Below are 25,562 nucleotides of genomic sequence, written 5' to 3'. Positions count from 1 at the left end.
GAGGTTTAATTGTAATGCATGGGAATCTCCTTTCCATAGAGGAGCCGATTCCTTTAATCCGGGAAAAAATTCCGCAATTCACGGGAAATCGGTCGATGGGGGGGAACCCTTGGCTCCGGTCATACTCCGTATTTACTCGCGATGGTATAATGAAACTTAATCTGCCGGCAGGGCGGGAGGAGGTAAAACCGATCATGAACATAGTCATCGCCGACGACCATCCGCTGTTCCGGGGCGGAGTACGCAATCTGCTCATGACGACGGACGATTTGCAGGTGGTAGGGGAAGCATCGAGCGGTGAGGAAGCGCTTATCCTTGCGGAAAGTCTGCAGCCGGATTTGATGCTGATGGATATCCGCATGCCGGGGCTAAACGGTATCGAAGCGACTCGCCGAATCAAGGAACAGTTCCCGCGCATCGAGATATTGATTCTCACCATGTTCCGCGACGACCAGTCGGTATTTACGGCCATGCAGGCCGGTGCCAAGGGATACGTGCTCAAGGATGCGGAGGAAGACGAGCTGCTGCAGTCGATACGCATGGTCGGCAGCGGGGCCGCCGTGTTCAGCTCCGATATTGCGGCCCGCATGATGCATTATTTTTCCGAGACCAAGGAGCAGAAACCGGTCGATCCGGTTTTCTCGGAGCTGACCAAACGGGAGATGGAAGTGCTGGAGCGAATCGCCGAAGGCGACAGCAATGCGGAAATTGCCGTCCGCCTGAACTTGAGCGTCAAGACGGTCGCCAATAACGTAACGAACATCTTGAACAAGCTGCAGGTCGCGGACCGGACGGAGGCCAAGCGGCTTCTGAGGGAGCGGAGCAGGGACCCGGAAACGTTTAACGGCGAACAGTGGTAACCGAGGGCTTAAGGGGAAAGTCCTACTCCAATCTCCCCGCCTGCTGCCGGAATTTATTCGGAGACAGCTTGACGATATTGCGAAACGCCCGGTAAAAGGTGGGCAGGTTCTCGTACCCGACTTCGAAGCAGACGGTCACGATGTCTTTCTCCGTTTCGGCGAGCAGCTTGCGGGCTGCGCCGATTCTGACTTCCGTCATGTACTGGATCGGCGTCACGCCGTAGCACTCTTTGAAAATGTTGTTCAAATGCCTCGCGCTGATGTTCATCCTCGCGGACAAATCGGCAGCCGTGATCGGCTCGAAGTAATGATCCTCGATATATTTGCGGATCCGTTCCGCGCGAAGTCCGTTCGAGTCGACGGCTGCATTCGGCTGCCCGGACCGGGATAACAGCAGCAGCATCTCCTGCAAATAGATGCGCAGTGCCCACAAGCCGAGCTGATCGCGGTTGCCCTGCTCGAACATCAGCTTGCGCAGCAGCTGCCGAATGTCCGTCGCCAGAAACGGATTCATCCCGGTCGCGAACGACTCCTTCAGCCTCTTGCCCAAAATCTCCTGCTGAATGACCGCATCGAGCGCCTCGGCTTCGAAGGCCAGCACAAGCAGCGTGAGCTTTTTCTCGGAGACGATCGAATGGTCGGAATGCGGCACGATCATCGCCAAGGTGTCCGGTCCCAGCTCAAATCTGCGGCCGTTCATGATCATGTGGCCATGCCCGTCGATTGCGTATAAAATTTGATGGATCGCATGCCGGTGCTCGCCGACAACGTCCCCATCCTTATGTTTGCTCTCGTACAGCAGTATTCCGCTCGGCGGCAAATCAATCATTTTGATCCCCATGGACGAACTCCCGATAAGCAAAATGAACGTAATTCCATTGTACATCTTATCGGAATCCGCGCAACCTTTCATTGATTTTAGAAAAAAGACCCGGCGCGCTGCGATTCGGTCCGGCGGCCGGGTTAAGACGGGGTCAGCCCCGCTGATTTGTTACACGTGCTTCAGGAACCGTTCCTTCGTCAAAGCGAGCGCTTCATCTCCCTGCATATCCCAAATCGCTTGGTTAAAAATTTCCACCTCGATCGGCCCGCGGTAACCCGCGGCTTCCACCGCGCTGCGGATTTTGCGGATTTCGATTACTCCGTCGCCCATCATGCCGCGTCCGAGCAGCATGTCCGGCGTCGGCACGATCCAGTCCGACACGTGGAAGCCGAGAATGCGGCTGCCGGCCCGCTTGATTTCACCGTACAGCTCCGGGTCCCACCAGACGTGGAACACGTCGACGACAACGCCGACCTCGTCGGGCGAAAACCGCTCGGCCAGCGAGTTCGCCTGCGCCAGCGTGACGATGACCGAGCGCTCCGCCGCGTACATCGGGTGCAGCGGCTCGATCGCCAGCTTCACGCCGTGCTGCTTCGCGAACGGCGCCAGCTTCTCGATCCCTTCGCGCACCCACTCTCTCGCCTGCGCGATGTCGGGCGTCGGCGAAGGCCCGCAGACGAGCACGAGCACATCCGCGCCGAGCTCGGCGGCTTCCTCCACCGCGCGGCGGTTGTCGTCAAGCCGCGCCTCGCGCTCGCCAGCCGTCGCCGCCGGGAACATGCCGCCGCGGCATAAGCTGGATACGCGAAGTCCGTTGTCGCGAATGTATCGCTTGCTCTCGGCGAGGCCCGCCTCCTGCACCTTATGCCGCCACGGCGCGATCCAGCCGATGCCGGCCCGCGCGCAGCCCTCCGCGGCTTCCTTGAGACTCCACCGCTCCGTCGTAATCTGATTGAGGCTAAGCCGGCTCAGCAATTCCTGTTCAGACATGTGGACATCCCCTTCCTCAGTTCATCCCCGACAACGTCAGGATCAGATTCATCCGCTTCGCGGCGAGCTCCGGATCGGACAGCAGCCCGGCCTCGTCGGCCAGCACGAACAGCTCGGCCAAATGGATCGCGCTGCGTGCGCCCTCCGCGCCGCCGATCATCCGGAAATGCGGCTGGTAGCCGTTCAGGTATGCCATAAACACAACGCCGGTTTTGTACGCATACGTCGGCTTTTGGAAAATATGCCGCGATAACGGCAGCGTTTTGTTCATCAGCCCGAAATATTCGTCCGTCCGGCCTTCGTCAAGTGCTGTCAGCGCTTTCGAAGCAACCGGCGCGATCGCGTCGAAAATGCCGAGCAGCGCATGGCTGTAGCCCGCCTCGTCGCCTTTGATCAGCTCGGGATAGTTGAAATCGTCGCCGGTGTACATCCGCACGTTCGGCGGCAGCTGGCGTCGCATGACGATTTCCTTGTCCGCATCGAGCAGCGAAATTTTGATGCCGTCGATTTTATCCGCATTGCTGCGAATGATGTTCAGGCACACCTGCATTGCCGCATCGACGTCCTTGTGGCCCCAGTAGCCAGCGAGCGCCGGATCGAACATATCGCCGAGCCAGTGCAGGATAACCGGCCGCGACACCTGGCTTAAAATGCGGCCGTACACCCGCTCGTAATCGTCCGGCCCTTTGGCGACGGCGGCAAGCGCGCGGCTGGCCATCAGGATGATGTGCCCGCCTAGCCCCTCGATGTAAGACACCTGCTCCTCGTAAGCGGCTTCGACCTGCTCCAGGGTAAGACCCGGCCTTACCGCGAGATGATCGGTGCCTGCGCCGCTGGCGACATGGCCGCCCACGGCTTTCGCTTCCGCGATCGAATGGCGGATCAGCTCCTTGGCGCCGTCCCAGCCGAGCCCCATGCCGCGCTGTGCGGTATCCATCGCTTCGGCCACCGCGAAGCCAAGCGACCAAAGCCGGCGGCGGTAAGCGAGCGTCGCCTCCATGTCGATCTTCGCCTGGTTCAGCGGATCGCTGTCCGCCCACGGGTCACACACGACATGCGCCGCAGAAAAAGCGGTCCGGCTTTGGAACGAGCCTTGCGCAAGCCGCACCGGTTCATGACGGCCAAGCTCATAATCGTAAAGAGAACGGTCCGATCGGGGTAATTTGATGATCATATCAGCGCTCCTCCTTCTTACAAAGACAGCTCCGGAATGTCGATCCAGCGGCGTTCCTTCCACGACCGGATAGCCAGCTCCGCCAGCTGCGTCCCTTTCGCGCCCTCAAGCAGATCCCATTGGAACGGAGCATCCGCCGCGACATGCTTCAGGAACAGCTCCCACTGAACTTTAAACCCGTTGTCGAAAACCTGGTTGTCCGGCACCGGCTCCCACTGCTCGCGGAACTGGAACGGATTCGGGATGTCCGGATTCCATACCGGCTTCGGCGTGTTGACTCTGTGCTGGGTCTTGCACTCGCGCAGTCCGGCCACGGCGCTGCCGAGCGTACCGTCGACCTGAATATTGACCAGCTCGTCGCGGTCGACGCGAACCGCCCAGGACGAGTTGGCCTGCACCACGATATCGCCTTCGAGCAAAAACGTCGCGTATGCCGCATCGTCGGCCGTACAGGCATACGGCTTGCCCTGCTCGTCAATGCGCTCTGGAATGTGCGTCACGCCGAGGCAAGATACCGACTTGACATCGCCGAACAAATTGTCCAGCACGTAACGCCAGTGAGCGAACATATCGACGATGATGCCGCCGCCGTCCTCCTTGCGGTAGTTCCACGAAGGCCGCTGCCCCGGCTGCCAGTCTCCCTCGAACACCCAGTAGCCGAATTCCAGCCGCACCGACAAAATACGCCCGAAAAACCCGGAATCGATAAGCCGTTTCAGCTTGATCAGGCCCGGCAAAAACAGCTTATCCTGCACGACGCCGTTTTTCACCCCCGCTTCCTTCGCCAGTTTGGCCAGCTCGACCGACTCCTCGAAGCTCTCGGCGATCGGCTTTTCGGTATAAATATGCTTGCCCTTGGCAATAGCTTTTTTAAGGCTTTCCGCGCGCAGCTGCGTCGTTTGGGAGTCGAAGTAAATTTGGTTGTAATCATCGTTCAGGCATTCATCCAAATTGGTGCTCCAGCGGGAAATGCCGTGCGCTTCCGCCAATGCGCGAAGCTTGCTTTCCGACCGCCCGACAAGAATAGGGTCCGGCATAACAACATCTCCGTTCGGCAATGCGACGCCGCCCTGCTTGCGAATCGCCACGATGGAGCGGATCAAATGCTGGTTCGTCCCCATCCGCCCCGTCACGCCGTTCATAATGATTCCTAATTGTACCGTAGCCATATCTGCATCTCCCATCGTCATAATGTAACCTTCAACCGTATTATAAAGCGCTTGCAGCTTGGTCGTCTTATTACAAAAAGAACGGCTTTAACAATTTCGGAACCTTTCTTTTGCAAAATCTGTTATGATTAGGGTTAAATGTTTCGCATGAAAGGATCGTCCCCAATGAGCTTTACTCTGACCCACAAGGTCATCAAATCGTTGTGCGGGCAAACATCGTTTGAGAGAGGAAGAGATTACGTCAGCGCCAAAAAGGTCGTGTTCTCGCGGCAGGACGACGAAACCTCGCAATACGATGCCGCGGTTGAAGGAAAAGAAACTTACCGCGTCGCGGTGCGCATCGACGATCTCGGCGGCGTGCATGCGGCATGCAGCTGTCCCGCGCTTCCAACCTATGCCAAATTTTGCGGTCATATCGCCGCCGTGCTGCTGAGCATCCACGACAGCCGCCGCGGGGGTCAGCCGCCGCTCCGTTCGTACGCCTCTTCACTGCGATCGCCGGAAGAGGCCGGCCAACCTCTGCTTAGCCCGGCTCGTCCGGCGGATGACGCTTCGGGGATTTCGCCGGAAGACCGAAGGCTGGCCAGCGGCATGCTGGGATTGTTCGGCGCATTGCGGCAGCATCCGGCGGGAGCCCGCTCTTTTGCGGAAACGAGATCGGTTCTCGATGTCGAGTTTACTTTAAAGCCGTATGCCTGCGGACCCGGATACGGCAGGATGATGTTTGCCGTGGAGCTGAAGGTCGGACCCAAGCGGCTGTATATCGTACCGGGCGTGAAACAGTTTCTGGAACGGATCGACCGGCGGGAGCCTTTCTTTTTTTCCAGCCATTTCACTTACAATCCGGAACTTCACTGCTTTCGGCAGCAGGATGAGGCGATTCTTCAAGAGCTGATTCGCATCCACCGGAATGAAAAATTGTACCGCGAAACGCCGAATGCCGTTCCCGCTTACAGCGGCGGTGTGCGCAACGATCGCATACTGCTGATTCCTCCGTTTGCGTGGGAAAACATCTCATCGCTGCTCGCTGAAACGCCGGCGGCGAAATTGGAGCATAACGGCCGCATCTTCGAAGGCATCCGCTGGTCGGACGAGCCGCTGCCGCTGCATTTTGCATTAGACGCGTCGGATTCCGGCGGGTACCTGCTGGGCGTGCACGGTTTGGACAGCATAGCCGTATTGGAAGAATACGGGGTGGCGCTTGCCGAAGGAACGCTTAAGAAGCTGCATCCGGAGGAAGGCCGGCGCCTGGCGGAGCTGAAGCGGATGCTCGAAGCTTCCCGCAGGGACGAAGTCCGGATCCCGCCTGAGCAAATCGGGCCATTTGTGGAAAAGGTCGTTCCCGGGCTGATGAAGCTCGGCCAAGTGCGCATGGCCGACGCCGTTTCCGGCCGGCTCGTGCAAATCCCGCTGAAAGCGAGGCTGTATCTGGATCGGGTCAAGGACCGGCTGCTGGCCGGGCTTGAGTTTCAATACGGCGATATCGTCATCAATCCGCTGGAGGAAGCCGGGCAAAGGCGCGGCGAGGATCGCATTCTGGTGCGGGACGGGGAGCGGGAACGCGCCATTCTCGAGCTGATGGAGATGAGCCCTTTTGCGAAGACGGAAGCCGGATACTTTTTGGATGACGAGGACGGCGAATACGAGTTTTTGTACCACGTCGTCCCTCAGCTGGAGAAGCTCGTCCAAATTTACGCCACGTCCGCCGTCAAGGAGCGGATTTACATCGGGCGCACACCTGCCCAAGTCTCGGTCAATGTGGACGAACGCACCGATTGGCTGGAGTTCAAATTTGACATTGACGGTATTCCCGAATCGCAAATCCGGAATTTGCTTAAATCTCTCGAAGAGAAACGCAGATATTACAAACTGCCCGGCGGTGCGCTGATGCCGCTCGAAAGCGCCGAGTTTCAGGAAATTGTCCGTTTCCTGAATGAAGTGGGGATTCGGCACGGGGACGTGAAGGACGCGGAACTCCGTATTCCTGTTGTGCGCGGAATGGCTTTGCTCGACTCCGAAAAGCCGGGAGATGCAGTGAAGCTCGGAAAATCGTTCCGACGGCTGCTGGAGAATATGCGCAATCCCGATAATCTCGATTTCCCCGTGCCGGAAAGCCTCGCCTCCACCCTGCGGGATTACCAGAAATACGGCTTCGAATGGCTGAAAACGCTGGCCCACTACCGGTTCGGCGGCATTTTGGCGGACGACATGGGGCTCGGCAAAACGGTGCAAAGCATCGCCTACCTTGTCTCCGTCCTGCCGGAAATCCGCGAGCGCGGTATGCCGGTGCTGGTTGTCGCTCCCGCATCGCTTGTCTACAACTGGCGAAATGAGCTGAGCAGGTTCGCGCCGGAGATCGTCCCGGTCATTCCGGACGGGAGCAAAGCGGAACGCAGCCGCATGTTGAAGGACTTATCCGACTCCGGGGCCGACGTCGTCATCACCTCTTACCCGCTTTTGCGCAGAGATATCGAGCTGTATGCGGGGCGATCGTTCCATACGCTGATCCTGGATGAAGCGCAGATGTTCAAGAACTACGCGACCCAGACCGCGCAGGCGGTGAAATCCGTGCAGGCGCGGCATCGCTTCGCTCTTACCGGAACGCCGGTGGAAAACCGCCTGGAGGAGCTGTGGTCGATATTCGATGCCGTTTTCCCCGGCTTGTTCCCGGGCCGCAAGGCGTTCGGCGAATTGTCGCGGGAAGCGGTGGCGCGGCGGGCACGACCATTTTTGCTGCGCCGGGTCAAAAGCGACGTGCTGAAGGAGCTGCCGGAAAAAATCGAGACGCTGCAGGCGTCCGAGCTGCTGCCGGAGCAGAAAAAGCTGTACGTCGCCTATCTCGCCAAGCTGCGGCAGGAAACCGTGAAGCATCTGGACGCGGACACCTTCGACAAAAACCGCATCAAAATTTTGGCCGGCTTGACCCGGCTTCGTCAGCTATGCTGCCACCCCGCCTTGTTCGTGGAAGGTTATGCCGGCAGCTCGGCCAAATTCGAGCAGTTGCTGCAAATTGTGGACGATTGCCGGAGCGCGGGAAAACGAATGCTCGTCTTTTCGCAGTTTACGGAAATGCTCGGTTTGATCGGCAAGGAGCTCGGCTACCGGGGCGTGCCGTTTTTTTACCTGGACGGCCAAACTCCCGCCGAGGAGCGCGTCGGGCTGTGCAGCCGCTTTAATGCCGGGGAACGCGACCTGTTCCTCATCTCGCTCAGGGCCGGCGGCACCGGGCTTAACCTCACGGGCGCGGACACGGTCATTTTGTACGACCTGTGGTGGAATCCCGCCGTTGAGGAGCAGGCCGCCGACCGCGCGCACCGCATCGGCCAGAAAAGCGTCGTGCAGGTCATCCGCCTCGTCGCCAAAGGGACCGTGGAAGACAAGATGTATGAGCTTCAGCAGAGAAAGAAAAGCTTGATCGAGGAAGTTATCCGGCCCGGCCAAGAATCGTTGTCCGGACTCACCGAGCAGGAGATTCGGGAAATTTTGATGGTTTGAAGCGGGTGGGGGGGGGGACCTGGTCGGAAACACTGCTGCACACGGTCCGGACGGTGAAAGGGATCGCCGCTTTCCTGATCCGGGCCTTGGCGAGGCAGTGCGGGGAGATCGGCTTTTTCCCGATCCCGAGCCTTGGCGAAGCAGTGCAGGGAGATCGCCGCTTTCCCGATCACGGGCCTCGGCGAGGCAGTGCGGGGAGATCGGTTTTTTCCCGATCCCGAGCCTTGGCGAGGCAGTGCGGGGAGATCGCCGCTTTCCCGATCACGGGCGTCGACGTCGAGCTGCCTCGCTGCTTAGCGGAACTGTAGTGCCCTATTTGGCATTTTTATGACGACTGCGGAAAAATTGCGGAACTGAGGTGCTCTATTGTCACGAAATCATGGCTTTCGGCCTAATAAAAGCCGAAATAACGCACCTCAGTTCCGCTACTACGCAGAACGACCGGATAAAGGCCCGATTAACGAACGTCAGTTCCTCTATTTTCGACTCATCGACTCATGAATCATGCTTTTGGCGTCCAGTAATTTACAAATGCCCTACTGAAAGTACCGGTGAATATGTAAAAAAGAAAGGAATAAAAGTAGTTCCAGCCATAATACGCGATAGCTTCGATCCAAACGGAAAACGGTTCGCCGATAAATGCAAAGGTAATTGCCTGGAGAACCAAGGCAAGGAAAAAAGTTTTCCATGTTGAGAAATATTGAAAAATCAACATTTGTGCAACGGGAATAATGGAGAAATCAAAAGGAAAAGCAATGAGAGAGTAAGGAAGCAACTTAACAGGATAAACCCAAATACCAATTTCGGCACCGAGGTCGTCTATAAAAGAAGTGATAATCAGTACCACTAGACCGAAAAACCAAATAGAATGGGCTCTCTTACGATCAATAAGTATTACGGCGATGCACCATGGAATAACGAGAATACCAAGTACGAACCACCAAGTCCAAGTAAATATGCTATTATTTAGCCATCTTTGAACTTCAAAAAATGCATTATTTTGCTGCATTTCATGAAGTTGTTCATTACTCATTAATAAGTACCGTTCCAAAGAGCATTACCGCCTAATATGGAAAATTTAGCAGTATTATTTGAAGCACTTTCCGATTTTATCCATGAATACGCAATACTAGAGGGCCCTGAAACAATATGATTCTCCTTAGCAATACACCGGCACGCGTTTTCCCCCATTACAAGATCTGCCAATTGTGATATGATGAAAGCGTTCACGAAACTTGTAAAATATGGAACCAGTTCGCCCGACTGGACGGACTGCTTTCACGATTCAAGGAGGAATCGTATGTCTTATTTATCCGTAAGCACCTGGAGTCTGCACCGGCTGCTCGGACCGCTTCGCTGGACGGAGTGGGATGCCGCCGCCGGGACGCACAAGACAAACGAACAGGAGCAGCCGCAAATATTGACGCTGCTCGAGCTGCCCGCTGAGGCGGCGAAACGAGGCTACCGGGCGGTAGAGGTATGCCACTTCCATTTTCCGTCGACCGAGCCGGCTTATCTGGGGCAGCTTCGCGAGGCTTTTTCCGCTGCGGGGATTTCGTTTGACACGCTGCTGCTCGACTACGGCGACTTGACCGCCGCTGACGAAGCGCGGCGCGAAGCCGATCTGGAGCTTATCCGCCGCTGGATCGGCGTTGCCTCCGAAGCCGGCGCCAAGCAGATCCGCGTTATCGCCGGCGACGCGCCGCCATCGGATGAACAGGCCATCCGCCAATCGGCTGCGGCGCTGTGCGGGCTGGCCGATTACGCCTCGGAGCATGGCGTCCGCGTCGTTACGGAAAATTTCCGCCCCCTGACCTCCACGGGGGAAAGCTGCGCCCGCCTGTTGCAGGAAACCGCAGGCAAAGTCGGCATGATTACCGATTTCGGCAATTTCATGCCGCCATCCAAGTATGACGAGTTTGCCGCGACGCTGCCGGCCAGCGTGTCCGTCCACGCCAAAGCCCAGTACGATTCGGACGGCATGCCGGACGAGGCGGAATATCGCCGCTGCCTGGATGCGGTGAAGGCGTCCGGGTATGACGGCGCAGTCGTGCTCATTTACGACGGGCCGGGCGATATGTGGGAAGGGCTGGAGCGAATCCGCCGGATCGTTGAGCCGTATTTGTAAAATGCACCGCCAGCCTGAACGATGCTGAAAAAAAGCAGCGACAGACCGGGATTCCAAAAAAACTCCGGCGTCGCTGCTTTATTTTTTCACTGAATATCCGTCTTGTCGCCCGCCGCTCCTCCGCTATCCACGCTCTCAGCCGTACAGTATTCGTGAATGAGATGTTCCTTGATCTTCTCGACCGGAAAGCCTTCATGGTACATGGTCATCATCAGCATCGCGCCTTGCAGCGCGGAGGAGAAATACAGCGATCTCATTCTTGGCTCCTTCGCCCCGAGCTGTTCGAAAATCCGGCACTGCACTTCGAACTGCTTGCGCGATTCCTCGTTCAACTGCTCGCTGTAGGCGGCGAGCACGCGATCATCCTGCGGCTGCGTTTGCAAATTCAGGAAAAACCGGTATACGTCCGGCCGCCGGTATACATTTTCTATCGCACCCTCGACGATACGGCGAATCCGGTCGGCCGGCGTTTTCTGCGCGGCGGCGCTGTCCATCACTTCCGCCACTTCTTCGATCCGTACCCGGACTATGGCGGCCAGAAGCTCCTCTTTGCCTTTGTAATAATTGTAAAGCAGGCCTTTCGAGATTTGGGCCTGCTTTGCTACGTCGTCGATGGAGGTGGCATGGTAGCCTTTTTGAATGAAAAGCGTCATCGCCGCCGCTTGGATTTTCTCTTTGGCGGCTTGTCGTATACGTTCATTTTCTTCAGGAGTACGCGGCACGTCTTAAGTCAATCCTCCAAAAATTCGGTAATGTGGCGGCAGATCTCTTCCGGATGGGTAAGCGTCGGTTTATGATCGGCTCCTTCAATTTCGACAAAACGGATATCGGGAACCGCTCGAAAGCATTCGGCTATTCGATGCAGATCGGGCACATCTTCCTTGCCAAGAATAAAGCAAGTCGGAACGCTCAGTTCGCCGAGCCGCTCGAACGCCGGAGGTTTCGGCCATACCGACTCCCATGTCGCCCACTCGAACATTTTTCCGGTATTGTATTTCCACATCTCCGTCATAAGTTCTCTCTGCGGGCTGGCCATCACGACGCGGTACGATGCGGACGCCAGGGAAATCTCCATCATTCGCTCGATATCCGGGGCTGCCGATCGTATTGACTCCATCCATTCCATAAATTCCTTGCTGTAGGGAAAACCCGATAAGTCGGGAGCTATAAGCACAAGCTTAGATACCCGCTGCGGATAAGTCAAGGCAAATTCCGTAGCAATTTGCCCGCCTATCGAATGTCCGACGAGGACTGCTTCCTCCAGCTGCAGATGATCCATGAATGCACGCAAATCACCGATATAATCGGCCGTCTCCGTGGGGGACGGAGATTTCCCGCAGCCCCGGCCGTCCCATGCGATCGCCCGGTACCGCTCCGCCAAAACCGGAGCGACAAACGTCCAGTCGCGCCTATCTGCCCCTCCGCTATGCATCAGAATGACCGGTTTACCTTCGCCGGATATCTCATAATATAAATCCATCGAACAATCCCTCCATGAACGAAGAATTGGAATACACTCTCAGTTTATTGTTGAATGAACGTTTAGTCAATGAAAAAATAAAAATTTGCCGCTCGCAAATTTCTAATCAGCAAAAAAACGCCCCCGATCTCGAGGGCGCTGCCGTTACTTCTAACTTATTGTATCAAGCTCCGGAGAACTGCTTTTCCACGATCCACTCCAGCTTCTCCCTCAGGCGGACGACTTCTCCCACCACGATGATGGCCGGATTGGGCACCTTCTCTTCGGCCACCTTCCGCGCGATGTTCTCCAGCGTCCCGATCACGGTTCGCTGCAGGCTTGTCGTCCCCCACGAGACGACGGCCACCGGGGTCTGCGGCGCTCTTCCGTGCCTCACAAGCTGCCCGCACAAAAATTCGATGTTGCTCATGCCCATGTAAAAGGCGACGGTATCGATGCCGGTGGCGAGCGCGTTCCATTTTTCCTCGGGAATCGTATCGTCCTGGCATAAATGCCCGGTCACCATCGCGAACGTCGTCGCCACCTTGCGGTGCGTAACCGGAATGCCCGCATAGGCGGGAACCGCGATGCCCGCCGTTACGCCGGGCACGATCTCATAGGAGATGCCGTGCTCCACAAGCTCCAGCGCTTCTTCGCCGACGCGCCCGAATACGCACGGATCTCCTCCCTTCAGCCGGGTGACCGTTTTGCCTTCCAGCGCTTTGGCGACGATAATCTCGTTGATCTGTTCCTGCGGAATCGTATGATGGCTCGGGTGCTTGCCGACGTATATGATCTCCGCGTCCTTGCGCGCATGCTCCAGCAATGCCGGGTTGGCCAGCCGGTCGTATACGATCACGTCCGCGATCTGTATGCATTCCAATCCTTTCAAGGTGATAAGCTTGGGATCGCCCGGCCCGGCTCCTACAAAAAATACTGTTCCCTTCTCGATCCCCATGTTTGGTCACCCCTCCGGAATTATGATGTTCAACTTGACGGAAGCAAGCTTTTTACGCCGCTTTGGACTGCTTCTTTCCGGCGTCCGCTCCTTTTTTCAAATGAGTGAGGTATAGAAAAATACCTGTAAAAAGCACTCCGCCTACGAAGTTGCCGAGCAGCACCGGGATTTGGTTCCACAGCCACCAGCCGCTCAATGTCACGTTGGCTCCGTACATCATTCCAGCCGGAATGACGAACATGTTTACCACGGCATGCTCGAACCCTTGTGCGAAAAAGGTCAAGATCGGCAGCCACATGGCGGCGATTTTGCCGAGCGTCGATTGCGAGGTCATCGCCATAACGGCGCCCAGAGTCACCATCCAGTTGCACAGAATCGCCTTGGAAAACACGGCCACCATGCCGTCGAAGCCGATGCCGGAGTAACCGTTTGTTTTCGTCTCGGCCGCCTTGATGATCGTCTGTACGACCGCATTATCGCTCACATGGCCGAAATTGGTCGCCGCTGCGTAAAACAGCGCGGCATAAGCGATCGAACCGGCCACATGCCCGACGATGACCCACCAAAAATTGTTCAGCATCTGGCGGACCGTTACCCGTTTTTCCAATACCGCAAGAGGGATGAGGGCGAAGCTGCCGGTGACAAGCTCAAGCCCCAGCAGCACGATCATGACAAATCCTACTGGAAAAACGACGGCACCCACTAACCCAAGCTTCGTCTGAGCTGTAGCGGTGAACGCAAACGTGGTGGCAAAGGCGAGAATCGCTCCGCCCAAAAAACCGCGGATCAGCAAATCTTTGATCGACAGGTTCGCCTTGTTGGCACCGGCCTGCACCATCTGCTCCAACACTTGTTCCGGTTTTACAAAATCCATCCCGTTCTCATCCCTTCCTTGATTGGCAATCTTAGGAAGCCAAAATATCCGTGTCGCTCAGCACCAAAATCACATTGCCCGTTTGTTCGTCCATTTCCACCTGGAACGATTTGACGCAGCCTTCGTCCGGCGCTTGAACGAGCCCGTCGTTCAGGTCGATTTTCCAGTCGTGCAGCGGACAGAATACGTGATGATCGCACACGATGCCTTCGGACAGCTTTCCGTTCTTGTGCGGGCAGAGGTTTTCGATCGCCCGATAACCGCCGTCCGACAGCTTGAATATGGCAATTTCCGTGTTGCCGATATGCACTAGCCGGGCTCTTCTTTCCCGAAACTCCGATTGATGTCCGATAATTAGTCGCTTCATACGGTTCTCCCCCTCGTTTTTATAAAAAATCAGTTCTCAATCGCGCTAAGCTCAGGAGTAATGATCGATTCGTACGATTTCCGCAATTCCTCGTTGTTTACAATCTCAGCCCAAGGATCCTTCGTGAGGCTTGCCGCTTTCTCGAAACGTTCTTTTAACGCCAGCCGGTCTTCTTGTTTTTCCAGCGCTTTTTTGATGGATTCAAATCCGACGCGCTCCACCCATTTCGAGGTACGCTCGTTATAATTCGCATTTTCCCGATAGTATTGGAAGTAAGCGAGCGTCCACTCGATCACTTCATCCTCTTCTTTCACTTTCACAAGCAGCTCGGCAGGCCGCACGTCCGTTCCGCCGTTACCGCCGATATAAATTTCCCAGCCTCCGTCGATCGCGACGACGCCCAAATCTTTGATCGTCGCTTCGGCGCAGTTCCGCGGACAGCCGGATACCGCCACTTTCGTTTTTGCCGGGGTGTACAGACGCTCGAGGCGTTTTTCCAGCTCGATGCCCATCTTCATGGAGTCCTGAGTACCGAAACGGCACCATGTTTGACCTACGCATGTTTTGACTGCGCGCAGCGATTTGCCATATGCAAAACCGGAAGTCATATCGAGTTCTTCCCAAACGGAAGGGAGATCTTCCTTCTTGATTCCGTAAAGACCGATCCGCTGTGCTCCGGTAATTTTCACCGTTTCCACGTTGTATTTGACGGCAACATTGGCGATTTTCAGCAAATCCTTCGCCGTCGTAACTCCGCCGTGAATTCTCGGGATGACGGAGTACGTGCTGTCCTTCTGAATATTGCCGTGGTTCCGTTCGTTAACGAAGCGGGATTCCTTCTCGTCCTCATGCTCTTCCGGCCAAACCATGCCCAGATAGTAGTTCAGCGCCGGGCGGCATTTCGAGCAGCCCTCCGGATTTTTCCACTCCAGAACGTTCATGACTTCCTTGGATGTCGTCAGCTTCATCTTTCTGATCGCTTCGACAACTTCATCGCGCCCGAGTGTCGTACAGCCGCAAATGCCTTCTTTGACCGATTTCACCCCATCGGCACCGAGCACATGTGTCAGCAAATCTGCCACAAGAGGCTTACAGCCGCCGCAGCTTCCCGACGCCTTCGTGCAATATTTGACGTCGTTCACGCTTGTGCAGCCTTTTTCGTTGATCGCATTCACGATCGTTCCTTTGCTCACGCCGTTACAGCCGCAAATGATCTCGTCATTCGCCATCGAAGCGACATAGTCGACGCCGGACTTCGCCCCGCCGCCTGCGGAATCTCCGAGCAGCACCTGCTTCTCCTTGCCGGTTACGTCCTCGCCGCTGCGGATCATCGCAAACAGTCTCGAGCCGTCGCTCGTATCGCCGAACAGCACGGACCCGATCACTTTGCCGTCCTTGATGACCACCTTTTTATAGACACCGTCAAAATCGTCCTGGACCTTCACCGAACGCGTGCCCGGTTCATCCGTAAACTGACCAGCCGAGAACACGTTGACGCCGGACACCTTCAGCTTGGTCGATACGACCGATCCTTGGTAGCCTGCCGATTCCACTCCGGCAAGACGTTTCGCGAGCTCGCTGCCTTGCTCGTAGAGCGGCGCAACGAGACCGTACGCGATGCCGCGGTGCTCCGCACATTCGCCGACCGAGTACACATGTGGGATGTTCGTTTCCATATAATCGTTAACGACGATGCCGCGATTGATTTCAACGCCGCTTTCCTTCGCCAGGGCGATGTTCGGACGAATCCCGACCGCCATGACGACCAGATCCGCTTCGACCTCGGTGCCGTCTTTGAAGCGGACGCCGGTAACGCGTTTTTTGCCGAGGATCGAATCGGTGTTCTTCTCAAGCAGAAAGTTCATGCCTTGCGATTCCAATTCTTTTTGCAGGAGCCTCGATGCGGTCTCGTCGAGCTGCCGCTCCATCAAATATTTGAAAATGTGCACGACCGATACTTCCATGTTCAGGTTCAGCAGCCCGCGTGCCGCTTCCAATCCGAGCAAGCCGCCGCCGATGACGACCGCTTTCTTGTATTTCTTCGACGCTTCGATCATCGTCTCGCAATCTTTGATATCGCGGAAGGCGATGACGCCTTCTTTGTCCGCGCCCGGCAGCGGCAGCATAAACGGCAGTGAGCCGGTGGCGATGATTACGTCGTCGTAGGGAACGGTCAGCCCGGTATCGGTTTTGACGAGCTTCGCAGCCGTGTCAATTTTATTGACCGTATGTCCGGCATGAAGTGTGATTCCGTTTTCCTTATAGTAGTCCCAATCGTTAATGACGATATCTTTAATATCCGCATCGCCGGCAAGCACCGACGAGAGAAGGATCCGGTTGTAGTTCGGATGTGGCTCGCTGCCGAATACGGTAATTTCGTATTGGTTCGGCGCCAGCTTGAGCAGCTGCTCGATGGTGTTCATGCCCGCCATCCCGTTTCCGATTAACACTAATTTCTTTTTCATGCCACCCACTCCTCTAATGTCATGTAATGTTACATTTTTAACAATAAACGTTGGACAATCGGTTTGTGAATTTGCGACCACCAAGTTTATGTCATGTTTAATAACAATTCTTGTTTATTACATTAACTCAGAAATGCGAATATTTCAATAGATTTTTTTGAAATTTATTTTTATTCGACTTTATAAACCTCACTTATTTCGAACATTTCTCGGAAATTCCAATGTAAATGTTCGTTTTTGACTAAAATCAATCAAATGCATTTGGTTGCATTCAAACCTTCCACACGACGCTCCTCCGAAAAAATCTGTCACGTAATATGACATATAAAAAAACGAGTCAAATCGCTAACGTTCGTCAGAAACGTTATACTGTTCGTTCGTTTTTGATTGTTTTTTCAAATTGGACATTTTACCGCATAATTATTCAACGAAAATTATTTGCATTTTGCAAATTTATGGAGTATGATCGGGATATGAGGTGAACCTAGTGATGGAAAACAATTTGCGCGGCATGTTTCAGCTTATGGCCCGGCGGTTCGGACTGCTCAGCGAACGCTGCTGCGAGACCTGCTGCGGCGATCGTTTAACCGTAATGCAAAGCCATGTTTTGTTTGAAATCAAACGTCGGCACAATCCGTCGATTCAGGATGTCGCAAACGCGCTCGGAATGGATGTCACCACGTTCAGCAGGCAGGCCAAAACGCTTGCGGAAAAAGGGCTGATCAAGAAAACGCCGGCGCCAAGCGACAACCGGATCCAAATATTGTCCCTCACTCCCGAGGGCGCCGCTCTGGAACAAAGCGTCGACGAGCAGGTGAACGAGACGCTTCGGCAACTGCTTTCCCATCTGAGCGACTTTGAACGCGAATCCGTCATCCGCTCCATCGGCCTGCTCAACGATGCGATGCAAAAATCGAATTTGTGCTGCATTCCTCCGAAATAATGGAGGAATTGCTTTCGATTTTATTTGCATTTTGCAAATATATGCAATAACATTTGCGGTCATATTCTGTGAAGGAGGTGATTCCGATGATCCGATACAGCTGCTGCGACTGCGAATGTGATCAAGACCCGGTCCGGACAGAAGAGTGCTGCGCTTGCGCCTGCTGCAAGTAAAATGACATGCTAATTTCGATCACCGTCTGATCCGGCAATCGGCGCTTTCGCTGCTTCGGTGGTCGAGACGACGAGTGGTACTTTTCCAGCTTTGTCTGGGACCGGGCAGTAGCGACACCTCTGCAGCTTGACGGACTGTAAGGCCGTTATTCGATGAAATCGTAACGTTTGTACATGCAAAAGGACACAGAAGACGTTATTTGCCGTAAAAAAGCTAAACCTGGGCGTTTTTTCGACGAATAGCGCTTCTGGGGTCCGCCAGAATTCAAAACGAAGTCGTTTTCCCTAAATAGCGGCTCTGGGGTCCGGAAGATGCGAACCATTACGGAATGCGGGATAGAGCAGTGCGGGACAGGACGAGACTAGTTACGTGCCATCGAGCTGCTGTCTTTTACAAGCTACGCTGCCCCCTTCCCGGTTTCAGGGGACGGCTCCGCCTAGCAGCCCGCTACTCCGCAACGGCCGGCCGGCGCCTTAACCGGTCGTTTCCGACCGGGATTTTTTCCGGTATTGCGACGGGGTCACGCCTATTTGCCGCTTGAACACGCTCGTAAAATAACTGATGTTCTCGAACCCGGTGTCCATCGCGATTTCGGCCAGTTTCCGGTCCGTCCGCTCGATCAGCCTCGCCGCCTGCCGGGTGCGGTAATCGTTAATATATTCGACTGCGCTTCGCTTCATCATTTTTTTGAAAAACCGGCAAAAGTGCCCTTCGCTCATATTGGCCAGCTGAGACAGCTCATGCAGACGGATCGGCTCCCGGTAGCGCTCGTGAATATATTGAAGCACCGCTTTCATCTGCTCCGTTTTCCACTGCACCGCTTGAAATTGCGAACTCTCGAGATCGCGGGCCTGCCCGAACAGTTGAGCCAGGATCAAATACAAGTTCCCTTTCGTCGTTAGTTCGCAGGTTGGTGTAAGGTCTGTGTTAGATTGCACGATATGATGCAGAAGCGCCAGCACCTCCTTTTCCCACCACGCCTCTCCTCGAATGTGCACCGGCAGGCTGCATTTCCGCCGAATCAGCGGCTCCAGATACTTATCTTGAATCAAGTCGTACATCGGTCCCGCCAAAAAATCGCGACCGAATACAAGCGCGGAATAGCTGCATGCGGCATTTCCGAGCGGGTACCCTGCGTGAATGTCCCCGGAATTGACAAAGAGCGCCTGATTTTCAACCACTTCGTAGCTCACGGTCCCAACCTGGAATACCGCTTGGCCTTTTTTCACCAAAATGAATTCCATTTCGTCGTGCCAGTGGCAATCGAGCACATTCGCTCCCGCCGCGCAATCTATATGATAAACGCTGACCGGGTACATGGGATGCCCATGGATCCGGTTTTCTCTGAGCATGTCGAGATTCACGTAGCCCCTCCTCGCCCGAATATTATCAAAATCGTGTTAATTATCATCATAATATCAAAAGATTTTCCTTTGTAACATCAATATTATTAAAATTAAAGTCTACTTTAAAAGGAATGGTGACGCATGAAATTTACCGACGGTTACTGGCACTTCAGGGAAGGGCTTAACGTGCAATACGCCGTGGACATTCGAGACATCCAAACAGACCGGGACTCCGTCGCCGTTTTTGCGGCTTGCCGGAAAATCGCGCGAAAAGGCGATACGCTGAACGGCACGATGCTGACGGTAAAATACTCCTCCCCGCTTCCCGACGTCATTCGCGTACAAATCGTCCATCATAAAGGGAAAACGCCGAAAGGACCGGCCTTCCCGTTAAACGTGCAGCCGCCCGACGTGCAGATTGAAAACGACGAACAAGGAGCGAGGCTGGTCAGCGGCAAGCTGGAGCTGAGGGTAGATCGCGCCCAAGGCTGGAACGTCGACTTCTCTTATGCCGGTAAACGTCTGACGGGATGCGGCGTCAAAACGACCGCGTATATTCAGACGCAGGATAAAAAATCGTACGTAAGGGAACAGCTTGATCTCGGTGTCGGGGAATACATCTACGGCCTCGGCGAGCGGTTCACCCCGTTTGTCAAAAACGGCCAGGTCGTCGATATTTGGAACGAAGACGGCGGCACCTGCAGCGAGCAGGCGTACAAAAACGTTCCGTTTTACATATCGAACCGGGGTTACGGCGTTTTTGTCAATCATCCCGAAAATGTCTCCTATGAAATCGCTTCCGAGCACGTATCGAAAGTGCAGTTCAGTGTCGAAGGCGAATCGCTTGACTATTTCATCATCGGCGGCGACACGCTGAAGGATGTGCTCGACCGTTACACGACGCTGACCGGCAAACCGGCGCTGCCTCCCGCGTGGAGCTTCGGCCTGTGGCTGACCACGTCGTTTACGACGAGCTACGACGAGGAGACGGTGAACCATTTTGTCGGCGGCATGGCCGAACGCGACATTCCGCTGCACGTGTTCCATTTTGACTGCTTCTGGATGAAGGAATATCAATGGTGTGACTTCGAATGGGACAAGGACGTGTTCCCCGATCCGGAGGCGATGCTTCGCAGGCTGAAGGACAGGGGCCTGAAAATATGCGTATGGATCAATCCGTACATCGCGCAAAAATCGGGTTTGTTCGACGAAGGCATGGAGCGCGGGTACCTTGTCAAAACGAAGGACGGCGACGTTTGGCAGTGGGACCGCTGGCAGGCGGGCATGGGGCTCGTCGATTTTACGAATCCGGATGCGGTGAAATGGTATCAAAGCAAGCTGAAGCGGCTGATCGATATGGGCGTGGACAGCTTCAAGACGGACTTTGGCGAGCGTATCCCGACGGACGTCGTCTATTTCGACGGCTCCGATCCGTACAAAATGCACAATTATTACACGTTCCTGTACAATAAGGCCGTGTTCGAACTGCTGGAGCAGACGCTCGGCAAAGGCGAGGCTGCCGTATTCGCCCGCTCCGCCACGGCGGGCGGCCAGCAATTCCCGGTGCACTGGGGCGGCGACTGCTCAGCCAATTATTATTCGATGGCGGAAACGCTGCGCGGCGGATTGTCGCTCGGGCTGTGCGGCTTCGGCTTCTGGAGCCACGACATCAGCGGCTTCGAGCGAACCGCCCCGCCCGATGTGTACAAACGCTGGACGGCGTTCGGCCTGCTTTCGTCGCACAGCCGGCTGCACGGCAACGAGTCGTACCGGGTGCCGTGGCTTTTTGACGAGGAAGCGGTCGACGTGCTGCGCCATTTCACGAAGCTCAAATGCCGCCTGATGCCGTATTTGTTCGCCGCCTCGGTCGAGGCTTCGCAGAAAGGCATCCCCGTCATGCGCGCGATGGTGCTCGAGTTCGCGGACGATCCGGCCTGCCACACGCTCGATCTGCAGTACATGCTGGGCGAATCGCTGCTTGTCGCGCCGATCTTCAACGACCGCGGCGAAGCGAGCTACTACGTGCCGGAAGGCCGGTGGACGAATTTCCTGACCGGCGAAACCGTCGAAGGCGGCCGCTGGCGTCGGGACACGCACGATTATTTTCATCTGCCGCTGCTCGTTCGGCCGGGCAGCCTGATTGCTGTCGGGCAAGAGGACAGCCGGCCGGACTACGATTTCGCCGACCGTGTGACCTTGCACGCATTCGAGCTGCAGGACGGACGGGACGCGAGCGCCAGCGTGTACCGGACCTCCGGCGAACCGGACCTTGCCGTTCGCATTCAGCGCGGAGGGCAGAACATCCGGGTGCAGGTAGAGCAGGCCTCCAAGGCGTGGAGTTTGCTGCTGCGCGGCATTTTCGAGCTTGGCGCCGTGCCGAATTCGGCGGAAGCCGAATCGACTCCACAGGGGGTTAAGCTGCATTTTGCCGCGAATGTGAAAGAAGTGGAGATCGCTTTGAAAAATTAAGCGTCAACCGCCATAATCCCCCGGCGCGATGAAAGCCTTCCTGCCGCTCCCCTTGGGAGCCGGCCGGAAGGCTTGTTTACGTGCTGGTCCAATGATGCGCACTATATCGATCTGCTTGGACAAGACGGGAACGGATGGATGTCCCGAATATCGTTAAGCGGATAATGAAAGGTGGCAAACTGGGAGGCGTACAAATATTGCATCACAAACAGCTGACCGGATTGCACGCCGCAAAGCACTCCGGAGACGCCCTGACCGTTTTTCAACGATATGCCTGCCGGATGACCTATGAGCGCCAGCGCTTTTTGCTCTACCGACATTGCCGCTAAAGTGAGTGGACCGGGATACTGAGCCCTGTACATGCGAATGAATCGTCCCTTCCCAAGCTGAAATCAATTACGGTACAGCATATGCGGACATAACCGGGCCGGGTGAGACGCACTTGGCGGTTTGGGCGTTTCCGACGTTGAAAACTGTGTATTGCCCATGGTAATATTGGTAAAACGGTTGTGAAGCACACACCGCTATTTCGGAACTTTCTTACTTCCGAAATGGCGGTGTTTTTATTTGCCAAAGGAGAGTGAGAAGTATGGCATTTCAGTCCGCATACAACTTGTGGATGGAAGGGCACCTCCACAAAAGTAAAGGAGAGCGAAGGAGGAGGTTGATCGAAGGGCATGGACACGCGGAGAAGCTTTTTCTGGAGCAAGTGTGGTATCCTGCATACAGGCACTTTGAAAACCTGCATCCGGAATATGAAGTAGCTGATTTTCGGGATGGGACAAGATATCTCGATTTTGCTTTCCTGCAGTTCCCCGTGCGGTTAGCTGTCGAAATTGACGGATATGGACCGCATTCAGCCAAACAAAGCCGATGGCAGTTTGCCGATTCGTTAATGCGGCAAAACCATCTTGTCATCGACGGATGGCGCATATTGCGTTTTTCCTACGATGATGTAAATGAAAAACCGCGTACATGCCAGCAAGTGCTCCAGCAATTTATGGGCTCCCGGTTGGGGGCTGATCGCTTCGCTACTGAGTCCAATATTATCGAAGCCGAAGTGCTTCGCCTGGCACTGCGTTTAGACCGATTTTTGCGGCCCCGTGACGTTTGCGAGCTTTTGCAGATCAAAAAAGACAAAGCGCATCGCATTTTGCACAGCATGCTGAGGAAAAAAAGCTTACTCCCCGCAGGAGAAGGCGAGTTAAAAATTCGCTGCTATAAGGTAAATCGGGACCGGATAGACGAGAGGAGCTGGCAGCTGTAAGCGCAGGCAGCGCAAGCTGGCCCGAGAGCGCCCTTTTCCCGCTCTCGGGCCGACTCCCCGCGGGCGCGCCCGGCGGAGAGGCGGTTTTTCCGCCTCTCAGACTCTCCGCTCGCCCTCATTCCTCATAACCGTCAAACACTGCGCCGCCGTAAAGCTCCAGCTGAGCCTGCGCGAACGAAGCGAGCGGCTCCCGCCGGCCATCTTTGTAATAAACCTCCACCGCCTGCACCAGCTCATCCCGCACGTTCGCATCAAACTCGGCCAGGCAGCGGCTCATCCACTTCGCTTCACCCAGCCACCGCCGATTGGCGCGCAGGATGAATTCGGACAAAAGCAGCATCAGCCGCGACACGGCAAACGTATTTTCCTCCTCCTTGACGCTGCCGATAAAATCGGCCAACGTCTCGGTGATCTGGTACCGCAGCCGCACGGATTCTGCCGGGTCCAGGGGCGAAGGGCCCCTCGCCAAATCTTCCCTGGCCTCGCGAATAATGTCCGATGCCCCACCGTCGTCCAGCAGCACGATCCCTTCCGCACACATATTCAGCAGCGACGGGATTCCGCCGTAAATCGCCTCGTCGAAATAGAAACGGTAGCTGCTCCGCTGAAGGATAACCGCTTCCACCGGCCAGCCGTAGGCCGTGAACGATTTTCGAAAGAAGGTGTCAATCGATTCGTCAAATATGACGAGATCCAGATCGGAGGTGGAAGTCGGATGTTTAACGATACTTCCCGAAAGGATCGCGATGGTGCACGCCGGAAAATGATCGCGAACGATGAGACGGGCCGCCTGGATCGGGTCGGGTCTGCTCATGGTTTATGCGCCACCATAACCCCGAAGCCGAGCGATTCCTTATTGCTGACGATGATATCGTCGTGCTCATGCATAAACTGCCACACGCGGGCATCCAACAGCGTCCCGGCGTCGGGCGCTTCGAAACCGTCCGGAACATCGTCCGCCAAATGCTCCGGAAACGTGCTCGGCTTCCAAACCGAAGATTCCTTAAAGCCCACACTTGCCAAAAGATCAATCCAACCGTCCGGAGAATACGCCGATTCCATACCGAAAAATTGGTAAATTCGTGTCAACTGATCGTCCGGAAGCGGTTTAAGAATCATCATTTCTCTATCGTACAAAACGCCTCCGGACTTCAGTACCCGGTAATACTCGGAGAGCGCCTTGCCGGCGTCGGCAAAATTGGTGACTGATTCGCACATCACAACATCGAAGGTTTCCCCGTCAAAGGGCAGCGCGCACGCATCCCCCTGCACAAAAGCGACGTCAAGCTCCAACTTGCCGGCGCGATCCCTTGCTTTTTTCAACATATCTTCTCGAAGATCAAGCCCGATAATATCATATCCGAGACCGGCCAAATGACAAGTCGTCCTGCCGGTTCCGCACCCGACCTCCAAAATACGCGCCCCCTCCGGAATGGGGAAATGCCTCAGCTGATCCAGCGTTGCGGCGAATCCCCCGGGGTGCGCACTGCCTATCCCCAGCTTTGACAGCACATCCAAATAGTTCATGTCCCGATCCCCCTTTATTTAATGAACAACATACCTAAAGGTGTCCGTTTTTCATTAAATAAAGAAAGTGAACGGGAAGATGCCTCCCAAAGCGCCGAAAGGAAAGGCAAACGGTCTGAAGCCGGGAAAGAAGCCGAACCCGGGTCCAAAAGGACCTATGAATGCGCGGTGAGCCGGTGCCTCCTTGCCTTCCGGAATGGCCAAAATCACTTTGTCATGATCGACGTGCGCGATAATGCCTTCAAATACTTTACCGTCTGTCGTCTGCACCTTGACATACCGGTGCAAATATTGCATGCATACATGATAAGGGTATTGTTGAATCATGTGTAAACCTCCACGCGGTGTTTTGATTACGTCACCAGTCTATGGAGATTCGCCCAGTATGAACACGGCATTCGCCTATTTTTTTGTGCGATGGCCCGGATTTATTTTGGGCCCCGGTCATTCCAATTCGCGGGAAATATCATGCTGATGTTCGCGGTACGCCACTTCTTGGAATAAATTCGTTCGACTGTCTTCCTCAGGGGGGACGACATGAAGCCGCAACCCGGATAAAATGCGGTTTAACTCGCCCACCGTTACCGGTTTGGCTTCCGGCATCAGCTCGTACCCCAATCCGCCGTTCATTTCAATGGTAGCCATTTTCACATCGGAGAAAGAGACGATGCCTTTTTCTCTCAGCTTGGTTTCAAGCTGGTCCACGGACATCCGCAGCTTTCGCAGATTGCTCTCCAGCAGCTTTCCATCCTGAATGACGATGGTCGCCCGGCCCATAAACAGCTTTTCCACGAAATTGTATTTGATGGCCAAAAACTGCACGGTGACCAACAACGCGACGAAAATAATGAGCGTGACGGCCGTTTCCCAAATCCCTTCCATCGACACGGCATGTCCTATAACGGACGCGATGGATAGCAAAGTGATGATTTCAAGTCCGGTCATTTCCGCGACCGTTTTTTTGCCCGCCAGCCGAAGTAAGCAAAAGCCGATAAACAAGATCGTCAGCGCTTCCCAGATGTAACTCATGCGGATGTTTTCCTCCAAAAACAGCGATAAGATCCCTATTTTGTT

24 protein-coding genes are annotated in these 25,562 nt (G+C 55.1%); 7 read left to right on the top strand and 17 right to left on the bottom strand.

Going from position 1 to position 25,562, the window contains the following annotated elements; genetic code table 11:
• Positions 1-194 precede the first annotated feature (194 nt).
• Positions 195-860 (top strand): response regulator transcription factor, encoded by a 666-nt coding sequence (locus MYS68_RS03645; protein ID WP_248924522.1) that lies wholly within the window; start codon positions 195-197, stop codon positions 858-860.
• Between the two features lie 22 nt (positions 861-882).
• Here MYS68_RS03645 and MYS68_RS03640 read toward each other — a convergent pair whose 3' ends face one another.
• The 4 genes from MYS68_RS03640 to MYS68_RS03625 all read right to left on the bottom strand — a co-directional run bounded on the left by MYS68_RS03640 (position 883) and on the right by MYS68_RS03625 (position 5,016).
• Complete coding sequence (locus tag MYS68_RS03640; protein WP_248924521.1) at positions 883-1,701, bottom strand: AraC family transcriptional regulator; 819 nt, start codon at positions 1,699-1,701, stop codon at positions 883-885.
• Positions 1,702-1,851: 150 nt separating this feature from the next.
• Positions 1,852-2,673, bottom strand: coding sequence for a sugar phosphate isomerase/epimerase family protein (locus MYS68_RS03635; RefSeq protein ID WP_248924520.1), 822 nt, complete (start codon positions 2,671-2,673; stop codon positions 1,852-1,854).
• A gap of 16 nt (positions 2,674-2,689) precedes the next feature.
• Positions 2,690-3,847, bottom strand: coding sequence for a dihydrodipicolinate synthase family protein (locus tag MYS68_RS03630; RefSeq protein ID WP_248924519.1), 1,158 nt, complete (start codon positions 3,845-3,847; stop codon positions 2,690-2,692).
• A 17-nt stretch (positions 3,848-3,864) separates the two neighbouring features.
• Positions 3,865-5,016, bottom strand: coding sequence for a Gfo/Idh/MocA family protein (locus MYS68_RS03625; RefSeq protein WP_248924518.1), 1,152 nt, complete (start codon positions 5,014-5,016; stop codon positions 3,865-3,867).
• Positions 5,017-5,181: 165 nt separating this feature from the next.
• Here MYS68_RS03625 and MYS68_RS03620 point away from each other — a divergent pair, with 165 nt between their 5' ends.
• Positions 5,182-8,511 (top strand): DEAD/DEAH box helicase, encoded by a 3,330-nt coding sequence (locus tag MYS68_RS03620; protein ID WP_248924517.1) that lies wholly within the window; start codon positions 5,182-5,184, stop codon positions 8,509-8,511.
• A complete protein-coding gene (locus MYS68_RS03615) occupies positions 8,508-8,819 on the top strand; it encodes a hypothetical protein (RefSeq protein WP_248924516.1) in 312 nt (103 codons plus the stop codon). The genes MYS68_RS03620 and MYS68_RS03615 overlap by 4 nt, the downstream gene beginning before the upstream one ends.
• Before the next feature lie 194 nt (positions 8,820-9,013).
• On the opposite strand, the gene MYS68_RS03610 is transcribed toward MYS68_RS03615, so the two are convergent.
• Complete coding sequence (locus MYS68_RS03610; protein ID WP_248924515.1) at positions 9,014-9,562, bottom strand: CBO0543 family protein; 549 nt, start codon at positions 9,560-9,562, stop codon at positions 9,014-9,016.
• A 249-nt stretch (positions 9,563-9,811) separates the two neighbouring features.
• On the opposite strand from MYS68_RS03610, the gene MYS68_RS03605 reads away from it, so the two are divergent.
• The gene (locus tag MYS68_RS03605) at positions 9,812-10,639 is read left to right on the top strand and encodes a sugar phosphate isomerase/epimerase family protein (protein ID WP_248924514.1); all 828 of its coding nucleotides are present in this window, start codon (positions 9,812-9,814) and stop codon (positions 10,637-10,639) included.
• 86 nt (positions 10,640-10,725) lie between these two features.
• Here the strand turns inward: MYS68_RS03605 and MYS68_RS03600 are convergent, their stop codons facing one another.
• From MYS68_RS03600 to nirB, 6 genes are all read right to left on the bottom strand, one after another.
• Positions 10,726-11,361 (bottom strand): TetR/AcrR family transcriptional regulator, encoded by a 636-nt coding sequence (locus tag MYS68_RS03600; protein ID WP_248924513.1) that lies wholly within the window; start codon positions 11,359-11,361, stop codon positions 10,726-10,728.
• Positions 11,362-11,369: 8 nt separating this feature from the next.
• Positions 11,370-12,119, bottom strand: coding sequence for an alpha/beta fold hydrolase (locus tag MYS68_RS03595; protein ID WP_248924512.1), 750 nt, complete (start codon positions 12,117-12,119; stop codon positions 11,370-11,372).
• Positions 12,120-12,282: 163 nt separating this feature from the next.
• Entirely contained in the window at positions 12,283-13,056 is a 774-nt protein-coding gene (gene cobA, locus MYS68_RS03590; RefSeq protein WP_248924511.1) for a uroporphyrinogen-III C-methyltransferase, read from the bottom strand.
• 52 nt (positions 13,057-13,108) lie between these two features.
• Positions 13,109-13,930 carry a formate/nitrite transporter family protein gene (locus tag MYS68_RS03585; protein ID WP_248924510.1) on the bottom strand — a complete coding sequence of 274 codons (822 nt, stop codon included), beginning with the start codon at positions 13,928-13,930 and terminating at the stop codon, positions 13,109-13,111.
• Positions 13,931-13,961: 31 nt separating this feature from the next.
• On the bottom strand, positions 13,962-14,297 hold the full coding sequence (nirD, locus tag MYS68_RS03580; protein WP_248924509.1) for a nitrite reductase small subunit NirD: 336 nt from the start codon (positions 14,295-14,297) through the stop codon (positions 13,962-13,964).
• A 29-nt stretch (positions 14,298-14,326) separates the two neighbouring features.
• Entirely contained in the window at positions 14,327-16,762 is a 2,436-nt protein-coding gene (gene nirB / locus MYS68_RS03575) for a nitrite reductase large subunit NirB (RefSeq protein ID WP_275983422.1), read from the bottom strand.
• A gap of 490 nt (positions 16,763-17,252) precedes the next feature.
• On the opposite strand from nirB, the gene MYS68_RS03570 reads away from it, so the two are divergent.
• Positions 17,253-17,705, top strand: a complete 453-nt coding sequence (locus tag MYS68_RS03570) for a MarR family winged helix-turn-helix transcriptional regulator (protein WP_248924507.1) — start codon at positions 17,253-17,255, stop codon at positions 17,703-17,705.
• A 647-nt stretch (positions 17,706-18,352) separates the two neighbouring features.
• Here the strand turns inward: MYS68_RS03570 and MYS68_RS03565 are convergent.
• On the bottom strand, positions 18,353-19,243 hold the full coding sequence (locus MYS68_RS03565; protein WP_248924506.1) for an AraC family transcriptional regulator: 891 nt from the start codon (positions 19,241-19,243) through the stop codon (positions 18,353-18,355).
• 123 nt (positions 19,244-19,366) lie between these two features.
• On the opposite strand from MYS68_RS03565, the gene yicI reads away from it, so the two are divergent.
• On the top strand, positions 19,367-21,694 hold the full coding sequence (yicI, locus tag MYS68_RS03560) for an alpha-xylosidase (protein ID WP_248924505.1): 2,328 nt from the start codon (positions 19,367-19,369) through the stop codon (positions 21,692-21,694).
• Positions 21,695-21,795: 101 nt separating this feature from the next.
• Here yicI and MYS68_RS03555 read toward each other — a convergent pair whose 3' ends face one another.
• Entirely contained in the window at positions 21,796-22,056 is a 261-nt protein-coding gene (locus MYS68_RS03555) for a hypothetical protein (RefSeq protein ID WP_420852090.1), read from the bottom strand.
• Between the two features lie 227 nt (positions 22,057-22,283).
• Here MYS68_RS03555 and MYS68_RS03550 point away from each other — a divergent pair, with 227 nt between their 5' ends.
• Positions 22,284-22,961, top strand: coding sequence for an endonuclease domain-containing protein (locus tag MYS68_RS03550; RefSeq protein ID WP_248924504.1), 678 nt, complete (start codon positions 22,284-22,286; stop codon positions 22,959-22,961).
• 115 nt (positions 22,962-23,076) lie between these two features.
• On the opposite strand, the gene MYS68_RS03545 is transcribed toward MYS68_RS03550, so the two are convergent.
• From MYS68_RS03545 to MYS68_RS03530, 4 genes are all read right to left on the bottom strand, one after another.
• Positions 23,077-23,775 carry a nucleotidyltransferase domain-containing protein gene (locus tag MYS68_RS03545; RefSeq protein WP_248924503.1) on the bottom strand — a complete coding sequence of 233 codons (699 nt, stop codon included), beginning with the start codon at positions 23,773-23,775 and terminating at the stop codon, positions 23,077-23,079.
• The gene (locus MYS68_RS03540) at positions 23,772-24,488 is read right to left on the bottom strand and encodes a class I SAM-dependent methyltransferase (RefSeq protein ID WP_248924502.1); all 717 of its coding nucleotides are present in this window, start codon (positions 24,486-24,488) and stop codon (positions 23,772-23,774) included. Before MYS68_RS03540 ends, MYS68_RS03545 begins: the two co-directional genes overlap by 4 nt.
• Before the next feature lie 54 nt (positions 24,489-24,542).
• The gene (locus MYS68_RS03535) at positions 24,543-24,815 is read right to left on the bottom strand and encodes an LSm family protein (protein ID WP_248924501.1); all 273 of its coding nucleotides are present in this window, start codon (positions 24,813-24,815) and stop codon (positions 24,543-24,545) included.
• Between the two features lie 117 nt (positions 24,816-24,932).
• On the bottom strand, positions 24,933-25,517 hold the full coding sequence (locus MYS68_RS03530) for a DUF421 domain-containing protein (RefSeq protein ID WP_248924500.1): 585 nt from the start codon (positions 25,515-25,517) through the stop codon (positions 24,933-24,935).
• Positions 25,518-25,562: the final 45 nt, after the last annotated feature.

This window comes from Paenibacillus hamazuiensis (genome assembly GCF_023276405.1).
GTDB lineage: Bacteria > Bacillota > Bacilli > Paenibacillales > NBRC-103111 > Paenibacillus_AF > Paenibacillus_AF hamazuiensis.
The sequence above is the reverse complement of the archived record's forward strand: the minus strand, read 5'-3'. Positions and strand labels throughout refer to the sequence as shown.